General features: G+C 41.2%; 21 protein-coding genes. 16 read left to right on the forward strand and 5 right to left on the reverse strand.

From position 1 onward, the window contains the following. The first annotated feature begins 28 nt into the window (after nucleotides 1–28). The 11 genes from K8B83_RS14325 (at nucleotide 29) to K8B83_RS14375 (ending at nucleotide 9,958) form a co-directional block, all read left to right on the forward strand. Nucleotides 29–1,633, forward strand: coding sequence for a methyl-accepting chemotaxis protein (locus K8B83_RS14325; protein WP_223417555.1), 1,605 nt, complete (start codon nucleotides 29–31; stop codon nucleotides 1,631–1,633). Nucleotides 1,634–2,029: 396 nt separating this feature from the next. Next, entirely contained in the window at nucleotides 2,030–2,287 is a 258-nt protein-coding gene (locus K8B83_RS14330) for an HPr family phosphocarrier protein (RefSeq protein ID WP_188739113.1), read from the forward strand. A gap of 11 nt (nucleotides 2,288–2,298) precedes the next feature. After that, the gene (ptsP, locus tag K8B83_RS14335) at nucleotides 2,299–4,005 is read left to right on the forward strand and encodes a phosphoenolpyruvate--protein phosphotransferase (RefSeq protein ID WP_223417559.1); all 1,707 of its coding nucleotides are present in this window, start codon (nucleotides 2,299–2,301) and stop codon (nucleotides 4,003–4,005) included. Between the two features lie 79 nt (nucleotides 4,006–4,084). After that, nucleotides 4,085–4,594: a PTS glucose transporter subunit IIA gene (gene crr, locus K8B83_RS14340; protein WP_188739115.1), complete on the forward strand. Its 510-nt coding sequence runs from the start codon at nucleotides 4,085–4,087 to the stop codon at nucleotides 4,592–4,594. A 243-nt stretch (nucleotides 4,595–4,837) separates the two neighbouring features. Then, a complete protein-coding gene (locus tag K8B83_RS14345) occupies nucleotides 4,838–5,179 on the forward strand; it encodes an ArsC family reductase (RefSeq protein WP_223417561.1) in 342 nt (113 codons plus the stop codon). Next, nucleotides 5,179–6,309, forward strand: a complete 1,131-nt coding sequence (gene dapE / locus K8B83_RS14350) for a succinyl-diaminopimelate desuccinylase (RefSeq protein ID WP_223417572.1) — start codon at nucleotides 5,179–5,181, stop codon at nucleotides 6,307–6,309. Before K8B83_RS14345 ends, dapE begins: the two co-directional genes overlap by 1 nt. Beyond that, nucleotides 6,300–7,025 (forward strand): M15 family metallopeptidase, encoded by a 726-nt coding sequence (locus K8B83_RS14355; protein ID WP_223417578.1) that lies wholly within the window; start codon nucleotides 6,300–6,302, stop codon nucleotides 7,023–7,025. Before dapE ends, K8B83_RS14355 begins: the two co-directional genes overlap by 10 nt. Before the next feature lie 17 nt (nucleotides 7,026–7,042). Further along, on the forward strand, nucleotides 7,043–7,891 hold the full coding sequence (locus tag K8B83_RS14360; RefSeq protein WP_223417584.1) for an alpha/beta fold hydrolase: 849 nt from the start codon (nucleotides 7,043–7,045) through the stop codon (nucleotides 7,889–7,891). 109 nt (nucleotides 7,892–8,000) lie between these two features. Further along, nucleotides 8,001–8,615, forward strand: coding sequence for a carbonate dehydratase (gene can, locus K8B83_RS14365; RefSeq protein ID WP_188739120.1), 615 nt, complete (start codon nucleotides 8,001–8,003; stop codon nucleotides 8,613–8,615). Between the two features lie 298 nt (nucleotides 8,616–8,913). Beyond that, complete coding sequence (gene kdsB / locus K8B83_RS14370; RefSeq protein ID WP_223417587.1) at nucleotides 8,914–9,651, forward strand: 3-deoxy-manno-octulosonate cytidylyltransferase; 738 nt, start codon at nucleotides 8,914–8,916, stop codon at nucleotides 9,649–9,651. Between the two features lie 64 nt (nucleotides 9,652–9,715). Next, nucleotides 9,716–9,958: a DUF2897 family protein gene (locus K8B83_RS14375; RefSeq protein WP_188739122.1), complete on the forward strand. Its 243-nt coding sequence runs from the start codon at nucleotides 9,716–9,718 to the stop codon at nucleotides 9,956–9,958. A 218-nt stretch (nucleotides 9,959–10,176) separates the two neighbouring features. Here the strand turns inward: K8B83_RS14375 and K8B83_RS14380 are convergent, their stop codons facing one another. Together K8B83_RS14380 and K8B83_RS14385 are read right to left on the reverse strand one after the other, a co-directional pair. Next, on the reverse strand, nucleotides 10,177–11,256 hold the full coding sequence (locus tag K8B83_RS14380) for an AI-2E family transporter (RefSeq protein ID WP_188739123.1): 1,080 nt from the start codon (nucleotides 11,254–11,256) through the stop codon (nucleotides 10,177–10,179). Between the two features lie 28 nt (nucleotides 11,257–11,284). Continuing rightward, entirely contained in the window at nucleotides 11,285–11,506 is a 222-nt protein-coding gene (locus K8B83_RS14385; protein ID WP_188739124.1) for a sulfurtransferase TusA family protein, read from the reverse strand. Between the two features lie 127 nt (nucleotides 11,507–11,633). Here K8B83_RS14385 and bepA point away from each other — a divergent pair, with 127 nt between their 5' ends. The 4 genes from bepA to K8B83_RS14405 all read left to right on the forward strand — a co-directional run bounded on the left by bepA (nucleotide 11,634) and on the right by K8B83_RS14405 (nucleotide 16,032). Next, entirely contained in the window at nucleotides 11,634–13,103 is a 1,470-nt protein-coding gene (bepA, locus tag K8B83_RS14390) for a beta-barrel assembly-enhancing protease (RefSeq protein ID WP_223417592.1), read from the forward strand. A gap of 84 nt (nucleotides 13,104–13,187) precedes the next feature. Next, nucleotides 13,188–13,544: an arsenate reductase (glutaredoxin) gene (gene arsC, locus K8B83_RS14395; RefSeq protein WP_223417595.1), complete on the forward strand. Its 357-nt coding sequence runs from the start codon at nucleotides 13,188–13,190 to the stop codon at nucleotides 13,542–13,544. 11 nt (nucleotides 13,545–13,555) lie between these two features. Further along, on the forward strand, nucleotides 13,556–13,933 hold the full coding sequence (locus tag K8B83_RS14400) for a DUF2069 domain-containing protein (protein ID WP_223417600.1): 378 nt from the start codon (nucleotides 13,556–13,558) through the stop codon (nucleotides 13,931–13,933). A 152-nt stretch (nucleotides 13,934–14,085) separates the two neighbouring features. After that, nucleotides 14,086–16,032, forward strand: coding sequence for a PKD domain-containing protein (locus K8B83_RS14405; RefSeq protein WP_223417601.1), 1,947 nt, complete (start codon nucleotides 14,086–14,088; stop codon nucleotides 16,030–16,032). Between the two features lie 265 nt (nucleotides 16,033–16,297). Here K8B83_RS14405 and hda read toward each other — a convergent pair whose 3' ends face one another. Both hda and K8B83_RS14415 read right to left on the reverse strand, forming a co-directional pair. Continuing rightward, nucleotides 16,298–17,008, reverse strand: coding sequence for a DnaA inactivator Hda (gene hda, locus K8B83_RS14410; RefSeq protein ID WP_188739129.1), 711 nt, complete (start codon nucleotides 17,006–17,008; stop codon nucleotides 16,298–16,300). A gap of 85 nt (nucleotides 17,009–17,093) precedes the next feature. Then, nucleotides 17,094–18,191 (reverse strand): DUF2066 domain-containing protein, encoded by a 1,098-nt coding sequence (locus K8B83_RS14415; protein ID WP_223417607.1) that lies wholly within the window; start codon nucleotides 18,189–18,191, stop codon nucleotides 17,094–17,096. Between the two features lie 220 nt (nucleotides 18,192–18,411). On the opposite strand from K8B83_RS14415, the gene K8B83_RS14420 reads away from it, so the two are divergent. After that, nucleotides 18,412–19,638 carry a uracil-xanthine permease family protein gene (locus K8B83_RS14420; RefSeq protein WP_188739131.1) on the forward strand — a complete coding sequence of 409 codons (1,227 nt, stop codon included), beginning with the start codon at nucleotides 18,412–18,414 and terminating at the stop codon, nucleotides 19,636–19,638. Nucleotides 19,639–19,899: 261 nt separating this feature from the next. Here the strand turns inward: K8B83_RS14420 and K8B83_RS14425 are convergent, their stop codons facing one another. Then, a complete protein-coding gene (locus K8B83_RS14425) occupies nucleotides 19,900–20,241 on the reverse strand; it encodes a Grx4 family monothiol glutaredoxin (RefSeq protein ID WP_188739132.1) in 342 nt (113 codons plus the stop codon). Nucleotides 20,242–20,408: the final 167 nt, after the last annotated feature.

Here is a 20,408-nt window from a genome sequence, read left to right on the forward strand (position 1 = left end):
AAAATGGATGTGAACCTCTGGACTATAAATGATTGATTTATTGAGACGTTTAACGATTTTAAAACGATTATTCATTATGTTGTTATTGGCTGCCATTGGCACGGTTGTGTTTGGCAGTTTTTCTGTTAAAGAACAATACAATCATTTGGTCGAAGAAAAACAAAAACAGCTGAGTGCTCAAGTCTCATTATTGAGCAACACCCTCAGCGCACTACAGCAAAAGCAGCCGTTATCTGAAAATCATTTATTGTCTCTAATTAATCAGATAAATTGGCATGATAATGTAGGCTTACTTGTCGTTGACCAGCAACAGCAAATCATCATTGACAGTCAATTTAATGCCCAAGGTAAATCATTTAACATGATTGTAAGCGGCAATAATCAAACCATAATTAAACAATTATTCATTGATGCACAACACACAGTCGCACAAACACAGTTAACCTTTAACGAGTCAAACAACTCACTGTCAGTTTTAGTTGCGGCAGTTTATTTACCCAGTCATCAGTGGACACTGATCACTCATGCCAATGTAAACGATATTCAACAAAGCATGAGCGGTATCATTGTTGATTATTTGATCATCATGATGATTATTTCTGTGCCGATATTCGCCTTCTTTTTATTGCTTAATCATTCTATTACCCAACCATTAAAAGCTGCAATCAATGCCATGGATAACATAGCCAAAGGCGAAGGTGATTTAACTCAGCGATTATCAACCCAAGGTAACGATGAAGTGGCACAAATGGCCCATGGTTTTAACCAATTTGTTATTAAAATTGCTCACATGGTCGCCCATTTACAACCTCTAGGGCACAGCTTACAAGATGAAGCAGACCATTTACTCAGTACGGTTACGCAATCTAATCAAAGTGCAAATCAAGTCAATAATGAAACCCAAAGCGTTGCCACAGCCATAAACCAAATGCTATCTACCAGCCAAGAGATGGCCCGCAACACGCAAGATGCGGCTCAAGGCGCTAGCAATGTCAAAGAGCAAGCCCAACAGAACCAACAGTTGATGCAACAAACCGTTGAGCATACACAAAGCCTAGTCAGTGAATTAAAACAATCTGAACAAGTGTCGTTAAGTTTAAGCCAATCCTCTGCTGAAATTGGCAGTATTTTAGATGTAATCGGTAGTATTGCAGATCAAACAAACTTGTTAGCTCTAAATGCTGCAATTGAAGCTGCACGCGCAGGGGAACACGGCCGAGGTTTTGCTGTTGTAGCAGACGAAGTGCGCGCGCTCGCCAATCGCACTCAATCATCGACCAATGAAATCAATAAAATTGTGAGCCAAATACAACAAGGCATCAGATCGGTAATTAATATCAATACACACACCCAACAACAATCGTCACAACTGCAAGTCAAAGCAATTCAGTCTAGTGAGGCAATCGCTGAGATTTTAACTCATATCGATAATATCAGTAATATGACCGCACAATTAGCCAGCGCAACTGAAGAGCAAGCATTGGTCACAGAAGATATTAACCGAAATATCACCACCATTTCAGAGCTAACAGAGTTATCGCTTCGCGCTAACGAAACTCATGCACTGGCAGCTCAGTCATTGCAAACGGTCAGTCAAGACATGAGCCAAACCTTAAGCCAATTCAAAATTTAACTTCTTCTTGTATCAATCAGGATAAATAACTGATCAGAGATTACGTATTTAGAATAGGGCAAAAATTGCGAGAGCGAGCTGTTTTACTTTCAACATGTATAACGAAGTGATAAGCGATGTTAACCAGTAACAATGATCACATTCTTGCGCTGATTGGCGTTAAACATGCCAGCCATCTTTGATACTGGCATGGGTTCACTTCGTGATAACCTAGATTGCGGTTTGCATCACTTTTAGCTCTGTATACTTTAGGGTATATTAGGCGCTTCAGATTGAATACCTGAGTATTTCAACCTTGCTTATTACTGTGTATCAATGAGTTGACCACATTATAACCACCTGAAATATAGCGTTAAATGAGTATTTAGTTGTCATTCATTAATGAGTATTTTCTCTATGTATCAAAAAACTGTTACGATTGTTGCTCCACATGGTATTCATACTCGTCCTGCCGCATTATTAGTAAAAGAAGCAAAAGCATTTACATGCGACATTATGGTAGAGTGCAATGGCAAACAAGCCAGTGCGAAAAGTTTATTTAAGTTACAAACACTCGGTTTATACCAAGGTGTCTCTGTGACAGTATTTGCAACAGGAGAGCAAGCGCAAGCAGCAGTCGATAAAATTGCTTCTTTGTTAATAACACTCAGTTAACAGGATTGTATATGTCATTCAACGGAATTGTTGTTTCTGCAGGCATTGCATTTGGTAAAGCGTTAACCATTACCACACACATGCCGCCGCTGGATTTTAAATTGCTTTCCTCTGCGCAAATAAAACAACAGCAACAACAATTGACCCATGCAATTGAATTACTGATCAAGCATTTGCAGCATTGCCAACATCATTTATGTCCAGAGTGTGAAAACTTTCAGCTCATCGATGCAGACATTATGTTGCTTGAAGATGAAGAGCTTCAACAACAATTACATCAACATATTGCACAATTTAACGTCAGTGCAGCAGTCGCAATTGATCGCATATTCAATCAGCAAGCTGCCGAGTTAGCCGCTTTAGATGACCCATATCTGGCCAATCGCAGTGGTGATATTCTGTGTTTAGCAAAACGCTTAATCAGCGCAATTCATGGCCATTTAAAATGGGATTTATCCACGCTAACTGAAGACACCATTTTATTAGCCGATGACTTAACCCCGGCAGAATTTGCCATTTTACCGTTAAAACACATCACAGGTATCGTATTGGAATCTGGTGGACTTACTAGTCACACTGCTATTTTAGCTCGCGCAGCGGGTATCCCTGCATTACTTAACTATCCATTTTCCAAGCTTTCGGTAAAAATTAAAGATGGCGAGCAATTGGTCCTGGATGGGATGACGGGTGATTTGCATATTGCACCATCGGTAACAATATTGGCCCAGCTGAAACAACAGCAAACGCAAGAGTTGCAACGCCGCCAGGCGCTCACCGCATACAAAGATTTACCCAGTTCAACCCAAGATGGTCATAGCATCACCTTATTGGCAAACGTCGGAAATTTAAGTGAAATTTCACATGTTACTGATGTAGGAGCTAAGGGCATTGGTTTATTTAGAACCGAGTTTTTACTTATGAATGCCAAAGCGTTGCCAGATGAGCAGCAGCAGTACAAATTATATTGTGACGCATTACAAAGCTTAAATGGCGAGGTACTGTCAATTAGAACCTTTGACATTGGTGCCGATAAAGAAATCCCCTATCTTGAGCAATCACATGAAGATAATCCAGCACTTGGGATCCGCGGCATACGTTACAGCTTAAGCCACCCCGACACTTTTATCACCCAAGTAAAGGCCGTACTTCGCGCTGCTAATCACGGCCCAATCAGATTAATGTTCCCCATGGTGAACCAAATCGAAGAACTAGAACACGGCATGGTATTCATTGAGCAAGCAAAAGCTCAGTTAATCGAGCAAGAAAAAGGCTTTGGTGAAGTAAGCTTGGGGATTGTGGTTGAAACGCCAGCAGCAGTATTTAATCTCCCCAGTATGTTACCCTTGCTTGATTTTGTCAGTATTGGCACCAATGATTTGACCCAATATACCCTTGCAGCAGATAGAACCAATCCCAATTTAGCTAAACAATTTCCGGTATTATCACCTGCCGTTATTCAATTAATGTCCATGACCATTAGCCACTGCAAGCAAGCGGGCGTTAAAGTATCTTTATGTGGCGAGCTTGGAAGCGATCCGCGGGCATTAGGACTATTAGTTGGCCTCGGCTTAGATGAAATCAGTATCAATCCAAGCAATTTATTAGACGTGAAAGCTGCGCTGGTTAAGGGGCGTTATCAAGATTTTATTATCCATGCGCAGCAGGTTGCATCATTAACGCGCATCGAAGAGATCCACGCTGCGATTCAACAGTGTTAATTACAATTAAAGCTGGTAAAGTTGACAGAGCTGTTTACAATTAAACACATAAAAATATTAATAAAAGGGGCTTTTTCTTATGGGATTTTTAAGCCGCATTAGACGACTAATTTCAGGCCAACCTCAGTTAACTGGCGGTGTCGCTATTTTAGCGCCCGTGTCAGGTGAGATTGTTGCTATTGAAAAAGTACCCGATGTCGTTTTTGCAGAAAAAATTGTTGGTGACGGTATTGCCATCGATCCAAAAGGTGAGTTTATCGTCGCGCCCATTGATGGCACTATTGGTAAGATATTTGAAACCAACCATGCCTTTAGTATTGAATCTCCACAAGGCCTTGAGTTATTTGTTCACTTTGGGGTTGGCACTGTTGAGCTAAGAGGTAATGGCTTTAAACGGCTAGCCGAAGAAGGCCAACAGGTAAAAGCAGGTCAACCCATTTTGTCGTTTGACTTAGCCTTTTTACGCGACAATGTGGAAAGTTTACTAACGCCTGTAGTACTGGCGAATATGGAAGATGTCACCAAATTAGACAAAGCACAAGGCACTGTAATAGCCGGTAAAGATGTTATTTTTACAGTACAAATGTAGCTTAGCCTAAACATTAATACCCCACATTTAGAACGTTATTGACTAGGATGCAGGCAACATATGCTTGCATCTTATGAATTCTATTCAAATCACTCCTTTACCCTTGTCCAGGCTGCAACTCAATGCCACAATGATGCAATAAGTTTACGTTGCTGCTGCCTCATGTTGTTCAAACCACAGTTAATGTAACTGCCAGATTGTATATACAATCTCCATACACAACCGCTAAAAAGGAGCGCTCCTTTGACGTTATACGGCATTAAAAATTGCGATACAGTGCGTAAAGCACGCAAATGGCTAGAAGCAGAAAAGATTGATTACACTTTTCATGATTTTCGTGAAAATGGCTTAACCGCTGACACAGTCAGTCAATGGGTTAGCATGGTTGGCTGGGAAAGCCTATTTAATAAACGCAGTACCAGTTTTCGTGAATTAAGCGAAAGTGATAAATCTGACATCACGCAAGATAAGGCGATTGCATTAATGGTGCAATTCCCCACCCTCGTAAAGCGCCCTGTTTTGGTCAAACAAAACAGCATTCTTATCGGTTTTAAAGCTGAACAATATCAAGCGTGGTTTGCATAATGAATGACGTTATTGAGTTAACCAAAGATTTAATTTCACGCCCGTCGGTAACGCCACTCGATGAAGGTTGCCAAACATTAATGGCCAACCGTTTAGCTGCTATAGGCTTTGACATTGAACCCATGGTCTTTGAAGACACCACCAACATGTGGGCTAGACGCGGAAAAGACCTGCCAGTATTTTGTTTTGCCGGTCATACCGATGTCGTGCCCACCGGAGACTTAAGCCGCTGGCATACTCCGCCTTTTGAACCCACCATCATCGATGACTATATTCATGGACGTGGCGCCGCTGACATGAAAGGCTCGTTAGCTGCTATGGTAATTGCAACTGAACGTTTTATAGCAAAACACCCAGACCATAAGGGGTCTATTGCGTACTTAATTACCAGCGATGAAGAAGGCCCATTTATTAATGGCACCACTCGCGTGATCGACACCTTAGAAGAACGCAATGAAAAAATCACCTGGGCATTAGTGGGCGAACCCTCTTCAACACACAAATTAGGCGATGTGGTCAAAAATGGTCGTCGTGGCAGCTTAACTGGCAACTTAACGGTTAATGGTATTCAAGGCCATGTGGCTTACCCTCACCTTGCTGACAACCCTATCCATAAAGCCTCGCCTGCACTAGCAGAACTTGCGCAAATGCATTGGGACAATGGTAACGAGTTTTTCCCGCCGACTAGTTTTCAAATTGCCAATATCAACGGCGGTACTGGCGCATCGAATGTGATACCGGGTGATCTTAAAGTCATGTTTAACTTCCGTTACTCGACAGAAGTGACCGCCGAAGAATTGATTAGCCGAGTGGTGAACATTCTTGATGCTCACGGACTCGATTACAATATTGATTGGGTATTTAATGGCTTACCATTTTTAACCGGCGACGGCCCACTGCTCGATGCAACCCGCGACGCTATTCGTGAAGTCACCGGCTATGACACAGATCCACAAACCTCTGGCGGTACCTCAGACGGTCGTTTTATCGCGCCTACTGGTGCGCAAGTGATTGAATTAGGTCCCGTTAATGCCACCATTCATAAAGTTAATGAATGCGTTAAAGTGTCTGATCTTGAAGTATTAGCCAATTGTTATGAGCGCATTTTGGAAAAACTATTGTGCAATTAACCGCGCCACTCTTGGTCGATATTCCCCAACAGCAATACAAATTGTACGGCTTAGATGCCCAACATTTAGTCGCTGTTGGTGAGTTTTTACTTGAAAAACACACCGCCGCGGCATTTTGCAACATGCAAACTAAAGCAGCAAAATATGGATTAGATTTACAATTATGCTCTGCTTTTCGCCCCTTTGAGCGACAAGTGCATATTTGGAATGCTAAAGCATCGGGTAAACGACCGTTATTAGATGCCTCATCAAAACCGATTGATTATCAATCACTCACAGATCCACAATTAATCGACGCCATTTTGATTTGGTCAGCCCTTCCTGGTGCCTCTAGGCACCATTGGGGGACAGACATCGATGTATTTGACGCTAATCAAATCAGTAAAACCGCATTGCAATTGATCAGCTCAGAATACCAAGCAAACGGCCCTTGTTTTGCGCTGTATCAATGGTTGGTTAAACACGCAGAGGAATTTGGTTTTTATTTTCCTTATCAAGCACAAAAAAGCGGTGTTAGCCCTGAGCCTTGGCATTTAAGTTTCTTTCCTGTTGCTCAAGATTATTTGCGTCAATTTAAGGCTGATGAGTTAGCAAAAGTGTTGTCTCACGCCGAAATATCATTACAATCGCAGCTCGTAGAGCGATTAACAGAGTTAGTTGACCACTATGTATTTTATGTCGCTCCCTCTCCGGCAGAAAGCCAATATGACACCTAAATAAAGAGTTAATCCTTATGCCAACCTTGTCACCTAGTATTATCATCGACGGACAACCACTGCACTATATCGATCAAGGCAAGGGTCCTGTAGTGGTATTTTGTCACGGTCTATTAGCAAACGCTCAAATATGGCAGGCACAACTGGAAGCTTTATCGGCACAGTATCGTTGTATCGCACTAGACTTTTGGGGCCATGGACAAACTAAAAACATACCGAAAAACTGTGAAAACTTACAGGATGTGGCGGCTCACGTTCTCAGTTTACTTGATGCACTTAATATTAAAAATGTTGCACTTGTTGGTCATGGCAGTGGCGGAGCCATTGCAGCAGAAATGGCCTTAATTGCCCCTGCCCGAATAAAGGCATTGGTCATGTTAAATAGTTTTGTGGGGTTCGAACCACAAGTTAACTGTGTTAAGTATCAAGGCTTTATGGCACAAGTCGCGAATAACCAAGCCATTCCTGCCGAATTAGCCACAAGCATTACTGAGTTGTTTTTTAGTAAACACGCCAACGAGCTTAGCCAGCATAATACTGATTTAGCACTTGCCATCACACAGTTTAACCAGCAACTTAGCCAAATAAGTAGCGAGCAAATTGCACCTTTACTTAAGTTTGCCAATATGGCTATTTTTAAACGCGATACCCTAGAGTCTGTAGAAGCATTAACCTTACCCACATTGATAGCCGTTGGGCTTGACGGTTACCTTCGCACGGCATTAGAAAGCTACTTAATGCACGACAGTATTGATGGCAGCCAATTGTTACACATCGACAATGCAGGGCATTTAGCTAATATTGAAAAAGCCACGAATTTCAACCAGCATGTGATTGAATTTTTGAATAAAGTGAATTTTAATTAATCAGCCAAATGGATAGACCAGATCAATAAACATTGCTGATATACTCGTAACTTAATGACATATTGTTGGTTATTATCTACCAACATAATACTGAATAATCCGAGCACCAATGAAACTTCTTAAACCATTATTTGATAATAATCGCCGTTGGGCTGAGCGGATCAACAAAGAAGATCCTACGTTCTTTCAACAACTCGCTAAACAACAAAATCCAGAGTATCTATGGATTGGTTGTTCTGACAGTAGAGTACCTTCAAACCAAATTATTGACCTTTTACCCGGCGAAGTATTTGTACACCGAAATATTGCCAACATGGTCATCCACACCGATTTAAACTGCTTATCTGTACTGCAATACGCAGTTGATGTGTTAAAAGTTAAGCACATTATGGTTGTTGGTCATTATGGCTGCGGTGGCGTAAGAGCCGCTATGGGTAACGATCGTTTAGGGTTAATCGATAACTGGCTTGGCCACTTACGTGATGTACACCGAATCCATCAAGCCGATTTAGAACCCTTGACTGAACAACAACGTTTTGACCGTTTATGTGAACTCAATGTGATGGAACAAGTGTCAAATGTGGTTTCTACCACCATAGTGCAAGAAGCATGGGCACGTGGCCAGGATGTGGCTGTGCACGGTTGGATTTACGGCATAAACAATGGTTTATTAACCGATTTAGACGTCACAATCGATCGCGTTCATGGCCGCAATATCCCGTAAATAACTTATCAAGATTAAATTCTAATGGCCTGCTATATTCACTTAGCAGGCCTTTTTTATGCGCCAGCTAAGCAATAATATTAATTGTACTAATACCATACTTTTCATAATCGTCAGTTTTTTAAACAAGCAAAGCGTGATAAACAGATGATTGAGTAAAATATGCAGATTAAAATATTACCTCGTATATAATAAAGCTCATCAGCTAACCCAAGTTGCGGTTAACTCACAACAAATTTAGTTATTGAGGTGCCTTTATCCTCAATAGATATTGTCTACAACCAGTAAGGCTAATTTAATGAACGTGACTCTCATCATTCCAGCACGATATGGCTCCAGCCGTTTTCCTGGCAAACCCCTCGCCCTCATTGCCGGTAAGCCGATGATCCAACGCGTGTACGAACGTGCAGCCCTGGCAAAAGGTATCGACAATATTTACGTTGCAACCGATGATGACAGAATAAAAAATACGGTAGAAGGTTTTGGCGGTAAAGCGGTCATGACCGATCCTGATGCAGCATCTGGTACAGATCGTATCAACGATGCCATTGAGCGTTTAGGCTTAGGAGAAGATGATTTAGTCATTAACCTTCAAGGTGATCAACCCTTAATCGACCCTAGCTCTATTGAGCAAATGGTAAATTTGTTTCAGCAACAGCCTGGTGAATTTGAAATGGCCACATTGGGCTTTCAAATTACCGAAGAGAAAGAATTAGACGACCCAATGCACGTTAAAGTGGTGTTTGATAACAATTACAACGCCCTGTATTTTTCACGTGCCCGCATCCCTTTTGGCCGCGACATTAAAGACTATCCCGTTTTCAAACATATTGGGGTTTATGCTTACACCAAACGTTTTATTAATGCCTTTGCTAAACTGCCTTTAGGTAGATTAGAAGACATCGAGAAACTTGAGCAATTACGTGCATTAGAAAACGGCTATAAAATCAAAGTGGTGATCAGTCAATACAACGCACCAGAAGTTGACGTACCAAGTGACATTGAGAAATGTGAACGCATATTAGCGACAAATTAACGCTAATCAAGTCATCACAAATGGAAATCAGGTGGCGTTAAGTCACCACCATAGGGAGTCACACATGAGTTTAGAAGGCTATGAAGTTTGGCTAATTATCATATTGGTGCTCGGTGTCATCGCCAGTAACCTTGCCGTACTTAAGTACTCGGCTAAATTTAAAATGCCGCAATTTGGCGACCCTAAAGACAACAAAGCCAAGCCGCAAACAAACGATTCAGAGGAGTTAGCCTCAAGCAAGCACGCCGCTGATACAAAAGCAGATAACGACAAAAAGCCTGATGTTTATACCAATCAGGATAAATAAGTGATCAGAGATTGCGTAGAAAAATCGCTTAGAATAAAGCTGAAATTGCAGCTAGCGAGTTGTTCTAACTTCAAAATGTATAACGACGTTATCAGTGGTTTTAGCCAGTAAGAATGATCACATTCTTGTGTTAATTGGTATTAACCCTTAAACGGAAAATAAAAACGCTAGCCTTTATTTGGCTAGCGTTTTTTATCGAATAGGCATGATCATAGACGCTATTCGTTATCAAGTGCCACTTTAGGTGACGACGCATTAGGCCATGCGTTTATTACAGCTTTAACTAAAGAGGCTAAAGGTATCGCAAAAAAGACTCCCCACACGCCCCACAACCCACCAAACACTAACACCGCTGCGATAATCACCACAGGATGCAAATCAACAGCATCAGAAAACAGTAACGGCACTAACACGTTACCATCTAACGCCTGAATAATGCCGTACCCTAGCATTAAATAACCAAATTCAGCACTAAATCCCCACTGGAAAAAAGCCACAAGTGCAATGGGTAACGTTACTAGCGTGGCACCAACATATGGAATTAATACTGATAACCCTGTTAACACCCCAAGTAATGCAGAATAACGCAATCCCATTACCGCAAAAAAGATATAACTTACCACGCCAACAATCACAATTTCGATGACCTTACCGCGGATGTAGTTGAAGATTTGTTGATCCATTTCAAACCAAACTGTGCGAGCAAGATCTCGATTAGCCGGGAAAAAACGTTTACTGCCAGACAGTAATTGGTCTTTATCTTTTAAAAAGAAAAACACCAACAAAGGTACCAAAATAGCGTATACCATTAGCACTAATAACGACGCAGAATAGCCTAAAAGTTGTTTACCTAAGTCCAACAAATGCTGAGTGTCTAGCATCTTATTGACTTCTTCCATCATAGAATCTAGCTGCGATGCACTCACAAATTGTGGGTAATCGGCACTAAATTCTCTAACGATTAACATGCCTTTATCTATCATGGTTGGCAGATCAGTGACAAGTGACACACCTTGACGCCATATACTTGGCACCAAACCCAGCAACAATATCAACATCAACCCCAAAAAAACAACAAGCACAATTGTGGCCGCCGCCGTACGACTAATGCCTAAACGCGACATTTGCGCCACAGGCCATTCAAGTAAAAATGCTAACACCAACGCAACCAATAAAGGAGCAAGCAAACCCGCACCAAAGTACAAAGCAAGTCCAATACCGATAATAATAAACATCAAGGTAATGGCTTGGGGATCGCTAAAACGGGTTTTGTACCACTCTGTTAAAAATGCCAGCATTGAACAACCTTTATATATAAAACACTAATTAGTTTGTTTTGGTAATCAACATCGATAAACAATGCGGTTCATCGTTGACAATTTCAATACCAAAACCCATTTTTTTCATTAACAAGGGAACATCTCGACGAGAACCGTGGTCAGAGAGAAGAACATGTAACGTTTCACCCACTGCTAAATCCTTGAGTAAAAGTTTCACTTTCACTAAAGGATAAGGACAAGAATACGGTGTTAAATCAATAAAAATCATTATGAACTTGCTTTAATCATTCTAGGGCTATTATCCTAGCTTGAACAACAAACCACAAGCGATGTTGCAAAACCAACTTGTGCGTTAAGCCAAGAACTTACGACTCATTTAGCATTATAGGTTTCGCTTGCGTAAATTATCATTATCGACCTTTTCAAAAGCATTAACAGCCACTGCCATTAGCATTGTATTTGCCGGTAGTATTGCCCATAGTTTTGCCAATAACGATCTTCCCGATCTTGGCACCGCAGCTGTTAACACCTTCAGTTTAGAAAAAGAAAGTGTGTATGGTGACGCATACATGCGGGTGATCCGCTCATCTGCACCGGTATTAAATGACCCTGTGCTTTCGCAATATTTATCTGAGCTTGGTAATAAATTAGTTGCCAATGCAACTGGAGTAAAAACCCCTTTTTACTTCTTTTTACTGCGCAATGATGAAATTAACGCTTTTGCTTTTTTTGGTGGACATGTCGGTGTTCATACTGGGCTATTTTTAAATGCAGACAACGAAAGCGAATTAGCCTCAGTACTGGCACACGAAGTCACCCACGTCACTCAACGACATTTAGCCCGCTCACTTGAGGCTCAGCAAAAAAGTTCAACAGCGACTATTGCAGGTATGTTAGGCGCGATTTTATTAACCATTGCCGCCCCACAAGCGGGGATGGCAGCATTAGCAACAACACAGGCGTTAGCAACTCAATCAAAAATAAACTATACCCGTCTACATGAAAAAGAAGCCGATAGAATAGGCATGCAAATCATGGTTGATGCGGGTTTTAATCCCAATGCTGCTGCAACATTTTTTGGCCAACTTGCAGCTCGTTACCGTTTTTCAACAACGCCACCACAAATGTTGTTAACTCACCCATTGCCTGAGTCTCGTATTACTGAAGCCCGAAACCGCGCGGCTCAATATCCAAATCGATTTGTGCCTGACAGCCTTAATTACCAACTCGCTAAAGCGCGTATTCAAGTCCGCTTTTCTAACTACAGTGACGATGGTGCATTATCGTTATTTGAACAACAACTCAATAAAAATAACTACACATTTGAAGATGCCGCTCTCTACGGTAAAGCATTAGCGTTATTCCGTTTAGAAAAGTTTGATCAAGCAGAAACTATTATCGATGCGTTACTCAAAAAAGATGATAATAATCTATTTTATCTCGACACTAAAACAGACCTGTTAGCCCAAAAGAAAGACTATGCTTCCGCCATTGCTTTACTTGAAGGGCAACGTAAGTTAAAACCAACATCGCAAGTCATTAACACCAACCTGGCCAATATTTATGTTGAAGCAGATCAACCCTTAAAAGCGATCCCGCTACTTGAAGAGCTTATCTTTTTTGACAAGAAAAACATGCTGCCATACCAAATAATGGCTGATGCATATCGTAAGCTCGATAACAAAGCGCTTGAATATTACAGTAATGCCGAAATTATGGCGTTAACAGCAAACTATCAAGGTGCGATTGACCAACTTAACTACGCTTATCGTTACTCAGAAGGCCAAACTCTTCAATTAGCGCGAATAGAAGCAAGGATCCGCCAGTTTAGACAAGCTGACAGAGAAATGGACCAGTTTAAGTAGATATAACTGTATCTCTTTACGCGTAAATTTTTGATAGAATAATGGCAAACGTATTGTTTGCCATTTTTTATGACGGAATGTCCAATGACTAAAACTAAAACAACAATTTTACACAATCCTCGCTGCTCAAAAAGTCGTGAAACACTCGCATTACTAGAAGCGAACGGAGCTGACATTACCGTAGTCGAGTACCTAAAACAGCCTCCGAATGAGACAGAAATCAGTAATATATTAACCCTTTTAGGATTAACAGCACGTCAAATGATGCGCACCAAAGAAGATGAATATAAAGCCCAAAATTTAGCCAACCCTGCACTCACTGAAGCACAATTGATTAGCGCAATGGTTGCTACACCAAAATTAATTGAACGTCCTATCGTATTGGCTAATAACCAAGCCGCCATTGGTCGTCCACCTGAAAATGTTTTATCTATTCTGTAACGAGCAACATAATGACCACACAAACCTTGTTCCAACTCAGCCGTATTGGTTACCTTGCATTACTCTTGCTGCTTAGCGGCTGGTTTATTCAACAGGGCTTAAATGGCACCTATTCGCTTGGTTTTAGTTTAATTTGGATTGTGCCTTTATTATTTCCCCTTAAAGGCATCATTACCGGTAATCCATACACCTATGCTTGGGCTAGCTTTATTTTGTGCGTGTATTTACTGCATGGATTAACTCTAGCTTATGTCACCAATGACGCGTTTGTCTTTGCCCTCATTGAATCAATATTGATTTGTATCTTATTAGTGACCTTCCCTTTTTATGCCCGCAAACGTGGCCGCGAATTAGGCTTAGGATTAAAGAAAAAATCTGAACAACAGTAGAATTATGCCTGTTATATTTATTTTGCAAAAAGCGCCTTTGGGCGCTTTTTTGTTTATTGCATTTAATAAACAATGCGTGCTAGGTTAATACGTTAACAAGATGTTATATAAGTGTATTTTATAATTCTAAAAAATAAACATGGAGTCGTTTAATGAATGTATCGCGTAATGTAGGCTTTTACAGTCTTATAGCCAGCGCCATATTAGTCAGTGCATGTGGAGGAGACTCTTCTGATGATAACTCAGGCGTACCATTCTCTTCAGCTTTTGAGATCTGCAGTGAAGATTCAAGCACAAGCTTAATATCCACCGATTCTGAACTGGTTTTTATCATTGAACAGGATTATGCTGCCAATAAACCTGGCAGTATTACCGCGTCAATAGCCGATCAAGACAGTGCCGGTCGTACGTTTCTATGGCAACAAGTCTCAGGCCCTAGCCTTGAGTTAGCCTCAGTGAATAGCCCAGTATTAGCCTTTACACCCAATAGTAACGATAACTACAGTTTTAAAGTGACGGTAACAGGCGGTTCGAGCAATTATGAAGAGTTGGTGTCAATAACTGCTGACTCTACTGATAATATTTTAGGGATTAACAATGACCATCAAATGGTGGCAAATATAGATGCTAGTTTAAGAATTCAAAATATAAATGGCCAAGTACCCACAGAGATCAGCTGGTGCATGTACCCAAACATCGACAACGTTGGTTTTAATAGCGTCGATTTAACTGACCTTAATCGACCACTGTTTAACGCACCAGACGTAAACAGCGACAAACTTATTAGCCTAAAAGCCACAGCAACCTTTGACGGCCAAACAGTCAGTGATGATGTGCATTTACTTGTCACAAAAGAGCAAGCTATCCCATCGAAGGCTTACATAACTTACCCTCTCGCACGGGTACACCCCTACAAAGCAGATTCAGCTTATGCTGATAACCTTGTTAACTGTACTTACTCTAACCAGCAAATTGACCCGTGTAATATCCTCAACGAGCTACCATTTATTAGCCAAGACAGCCAGCCAGACCCGATTGACACCATAATGGACAGAGTCGTAGTGTCCCACGACTGGATGGGACAGAATTTTGAAACTTACCTTCGTGCACAAACAAACACAGACTTTGTTGAGCTATTACAATCAGTAACTGCAGTCATTATTAGTTACGATATCAGGCCAGCTTATTATTCGGGTTATATCGGAGCCATCTATCTCGATCCTGAATACTTATGGCTAACATCGGCTCAACGAGACACCATCAACGAAACCCCAGACTATCGCAGTAATTTTGGTGAAGACTTAAATTACTTATCTCCATACCGTTATGTTAAAGATAATGCGTATGCTGGTGAATATATCGATAAAGGCAACCGCATGAACCGTACCATGGATAATATGTCTGCTAATCTAGCAAGACTCTTGTACCACGAACTGGCCCATGCCAATGACTTTTATCCGCAAAGTATTCATGCCACGCTGCAAGGGCCAAGCCTAAAAGAAGAGTGGGATCGTCGCTTTGCTTCAAATGACATGCCATCAAGCCAACTTCAACTGCGTTATCCATTACTCAGTGATGAAATGTATGGCCTTGCTAAGGTTCAATACGCAGGGGAATCTGCAAACAGTACTCAAAAAGCGTTTAGTCCCAGTGATGTCGCTGAATTTTTTGCTAATGATTTAGCAAATGATGATTATGCTTACTCGTCAAAACCTGAAGATGTTGCCATGTTGTTTGAAGAAATAATGATGAGCCATCGTTACGGTATTTTGCGTGATATCGCTATTACGGATAAACCCGAAGTACAAACCAGCTCAACCATTACCGTTGAATGGGGCAAGCGCGGCCGAGTTGGACAGGCTGAATTGCGCGATCGCGCCAGCTACGTTCTCGGACAAATGCTGCCCAATATTAACACCCAACTCGTGATGGACGGTTTACCAGAGCCCGTTGCGTTAGTGAAAGGCCAAACCTGGGCGCAAAATTTAGTTTTAACAGCAGATCAATCTACATCGCCACAAAAAGTCGCTAGCCAAACTGAAAGCACTGTCATTGATAATCAGCCTTTACAGTTTAGTGGCGACCAACATGCACATTAGTCATACCAATCAGGATAAATAAGTGAGCAGAGATTACGTAGGAAAAATCGCTTAGAATAAAACAGAAATTGCAGCAATCTAGTGGTTCTAACGTCAAAATTTCTAACGAAGTTATAAGCGATGTTAACCACTAAGAATGATCACATTCTTGTGCTGATTGGTATCACTCCCTTAGATAAACAAAAACGCCAAATGAATTCATTTGGCGTTTTTTATTGTCATTTACAATGTATGACTGCATGCTCGCGGCATGGATAAGCGTGTTTTATAACCTAAGCATTTCTTTAATAAATGGAATGGTCAGTTTACGCTGATGCACCATCGAAGCTTTATCAAGCTTATCGAGCACATCAAATAAGGTACGTAAATCACGTGCCATACGGGTGAGCAAAAAACGCCCTACTTCATCAGATAACTGCAAACCGCGCATTGCGGCGCGCCGTTGTAATGCGGCAAGCTTTTCATCATCGGCCATGGGTTGAAGCTGATAAATTAATCCCCATTGCATACGAGAGACGAGGTCTGGCAAAGAGAATCCTACCTCTGAGGGCGATGCATTACCACTGACTATTAAACGACAATCTTGCTGCTCTGCAATACGATTATACAGATGAAAAATAGCTTCTTCCCACACAGGATGTCCGGCAATGGCTTCAACATCATCGATACAAATAAGTTCTAGTGATTCGAGTCCTTCAAATAAGGCAGGCGAAATACTGGCGTGGATCCCAAGTGGAATATATAAGGTACGTCGCTCTAAATCATTTGCGTGGGCACACGCCGCATGCATTAAATGAGTGCGACCTGATTTTTCAGGACCATAAACATACAAAGAAGACGTCAATTTACCTTCAGCACTGGCTTGGAGCTTTTGGATAAGCTCATCATTACCCGACGCCGGATAGTAACTTTGAAAGGTTTCATCGTCAGGTAAATAAACGGGTAAAGATAATTGTCTTGGTGAGTTTTGTGTCACTCAGATAAGTCTCAACATCATAAACGAACAAACGTTATTATACATGTAAGCGCCCTATAATTACAGAGCGCCACCTTTTACTGACTTATTGCCCCAACCATTGATAGATTAACTTTGGCTGCGATACGTCTGTTTTTTGTTGATAAAATGACTCGACACTGCCCATGGTGTCTAATTTAGATAATCGACTGTCAATATCCAGTAAACGTTGCAAGTCATCCACATTACTATATAACACAAGGTTATAGGTGGCAGTGCTGCCTTTGAACGAATGTAAACTAATCGATTTAATTGCACTCAACTGACTCAAATAGGCTTCAATATTAACCACTTGGCTCATATTACTTAAGCCAGAAAAACTCACTTCTGTGGCTGCATTACTGCCTGTTGATGCTATGGCATATTGGCTAATGTGGTAATCAGCCAAAATACTCATCATGCGTTTTACTGCTTGTTGATTATCAGCCGCTTCGCCTTGCTGATTAACTAAAGGCTGTAACACACCATTGGTTCTGGTTTTATTGAACAATTTAATTGAAAACAACACACTGTTTGCCTGATTTTGAATATTGGCAATGGCAAAGTAATCAGATTGGTAACGCGCAGAGGCAACAAATACCACATCCGTAAACCCACCACGTACGTCATTTACCGTCACGCCCATCACGTCATCTAAATCCATAATAGGTAACATAACCGGTATGCCTTTATTGGCAGACTCTTGAGTTAAATCATTACGAATGTCAGACAAAGAAGCATCAGCTAAAATAGTGGGTTCGCTATTTTCATCAATCGTTATCCACATTAAGGTCAATGGACGTTGACTGCCCCACACAGGCAATCCAGCTTCGCGTAATTTGGCAACGACTCTTTGGTGATCAAAACTGGCTTTAAGCATTAACTCACCATTTTGCTCAAAATAGCCATACTGGGTCAAAATAACCTCAGGCTCATTTATTTGCGCTTTAATCAGTGGGTTTAACACCACACTCGGGCTTCCGGAATTTTTTAAAAACACCGCAGCCAGCGCTTCTTTTAACGCATTGTCTTTAACATCGTTTGCACGTGAACTTACCGCAATATCGGCTTCTTCTAGCTTACTGACTTCAGCAGCTTGAGCGAGTGAAATTGAGATAAACACGACTAACGGTAACGCAATGAGATTTATTAGTTTTTTCAGCATCTGATAAAATAAACGCGAAGAATATAAGTAGCAAAATTATATCATAATAAAAAATGGATAACGAAAACTCTTTTTCAGTGCAGGCCATTTTGACCAAGTATTGTAGCGATATCAAATAACTATAATCGCTACATAGGCCTAATACAGGTTATGAAAACACTGGTTTTTGTGTGACAATTCGCGCCGTTTAATCACACGCTAATTAATGATGGAGAATAATATGAAACGCGTGTTAATTCCGCTTCAAGGCGCACAAATGTTATTTGTCGCATTTGGGGCACTGGTGCTAATGCCACTATTAACTGGCCTAGACACTAGCGTTGCCCTGTTTACCGCTGGTTTTGGTACCTTGTTGTTTCAACTCGTCACCAAACGCCAAGTCCCTATCTTTTTAGCCTCATCATTTGCCTTTATTGCACCGATTTTATATGGCGTACAAACCTGGGGAATTCCAGCCACTATGGGCGGATTAATGGCCGCTGGTGTGGTATACATGTTACTTGGGTTATCAGTCAAATTGCGTGGCACAGGTTTTATTCACCGCCTTTTACCGCCTGTAGTTGTTGGCCCTGTTATTATGATAATTGGTTTGGGCTTAGCCCCTGTTGCCGTTAATATGGCTCTGGGCAAAAGTGGTGATGGCAGCCTAGTGATTGTTGAACAAAACACCGCATTAATGATATCCCTTGCCGCATTAATCACCACCGTTTTAGTTGCCGTGTTTGCTAAGGGCTTAGTTCGTTTAATGCCAATCCTTGCCGGTATTTTAGTCGGCTACGGTGCAAGTTTAGCTTTTGGTATTGTCGACTTTACTCCTGTAACACAAGCTGCATGGTTAGCTATGCCAAACTTTGTTGCACCAGAGTTTAACTGGCATGCCATATTATTCATGATCCCAGTCGCCATTGCCCCTGCAGTTGAACACATTGGTGATATTTTGGCGATTTCAAATGTGACAGGAAAAGATTACCTTAAAAAGCCAGGCCTACACCGCACGTTAACAGGTGACGGTATTGCGACCATCGCGGCATCTGCTCTAGGCGGCCCGCCAAACACAACATACAGTGAAGTGACAGGCGCGGTCACATTAACCAAAAGCTTTGACCCACGAATTATGACCTGGACAGCCATTACCGCGATTACCCTAGCTTTTGTTGGCAAGCTTGGTGCCTTAATGCAAACCATACCTGTACCGGTTATGGGTGGCATTATGTGCTTATTGTTTGGCTCTATCGCTGCGGTAGGCCTTAATACCTTGATCCGTCATCAAGTGGATTTATCAGAACCACGTAATCTAAGTATTGTGGGTGTCACGTTAGTCTTTGGGATTGGCGGCATGGCATTTGGGATTGGTTCTTTTAGTTTAACGGGTATCAGTTTGTGCGGTATTGTGGCAATTATCATGAATTTGATTTTACCTGCAACAAAACAACATCATCACGAGTAGGCATAACTAACCTGAACACAGAAAAATACTAATTAGGTAAGTAAGTGATCAGAGATTGCACTGTAAAAATCGCTTAGGATAAGACAAAAACTGCAGCGAGCTAGTTGTTATACCGTTAAAATGTCTAACGACGTTATAAGCGATGTTAACCACATAGAATCATCACATTCTTGTGCTTATTTTCTAAAGCACATTAAAAAGCCCCAACAGCATTCGCTTTGGGGCTTTTTTATAACACTAAAATCTGTTCAAGGTTTATGACTACTCAGCAGACTCTTCTTTACGGTACTTGTCGGCTGTTGCTTTAATGATAGGTTGAAGCTCACCTTTTTGATACATTTCAGTGATGATGTCACAACCACCAATTAACTCGCCTTCTACCCATAATTGAGGGAAAGTTGGCCAGTTAGCATATTTTGGTAATTCAGCACGGATATCCGGGTGCTGTAAAATATCTACGAATGCAAATTGTTCACCACAGTTGATCATCACTTGAGCCACTTGAGATGAAAATCCACAGCTTGGTAATTTAGGCGAGCCTTTCATATACACAATGATTGGGTTTTCGCTAATTTGCTGCTTAATCTTTTCTACAGTTTCCATTTGATTTCCTAAGTACGACGACTGAACACATTGTTGCTATTGTACGACACCTAAACAAATAACAAAATGCCACGATTTGTAAGGTTAATCTAAAATAGACCAAATCGATGGTTATAACATAGATAAAAATACCCTAAACAAAATCCGCACTTAAATAATAGCCACAT

Source organism: Shewanella inventionis (assembly GCF_019931735.1).
Classification (GTDB): domain Bacteria; phylum Pseudomonadota; class Gammaproteobacteria; order Enterobacterales; family Shewanellaceae; genus Shewanella; species Shewanella inventionis.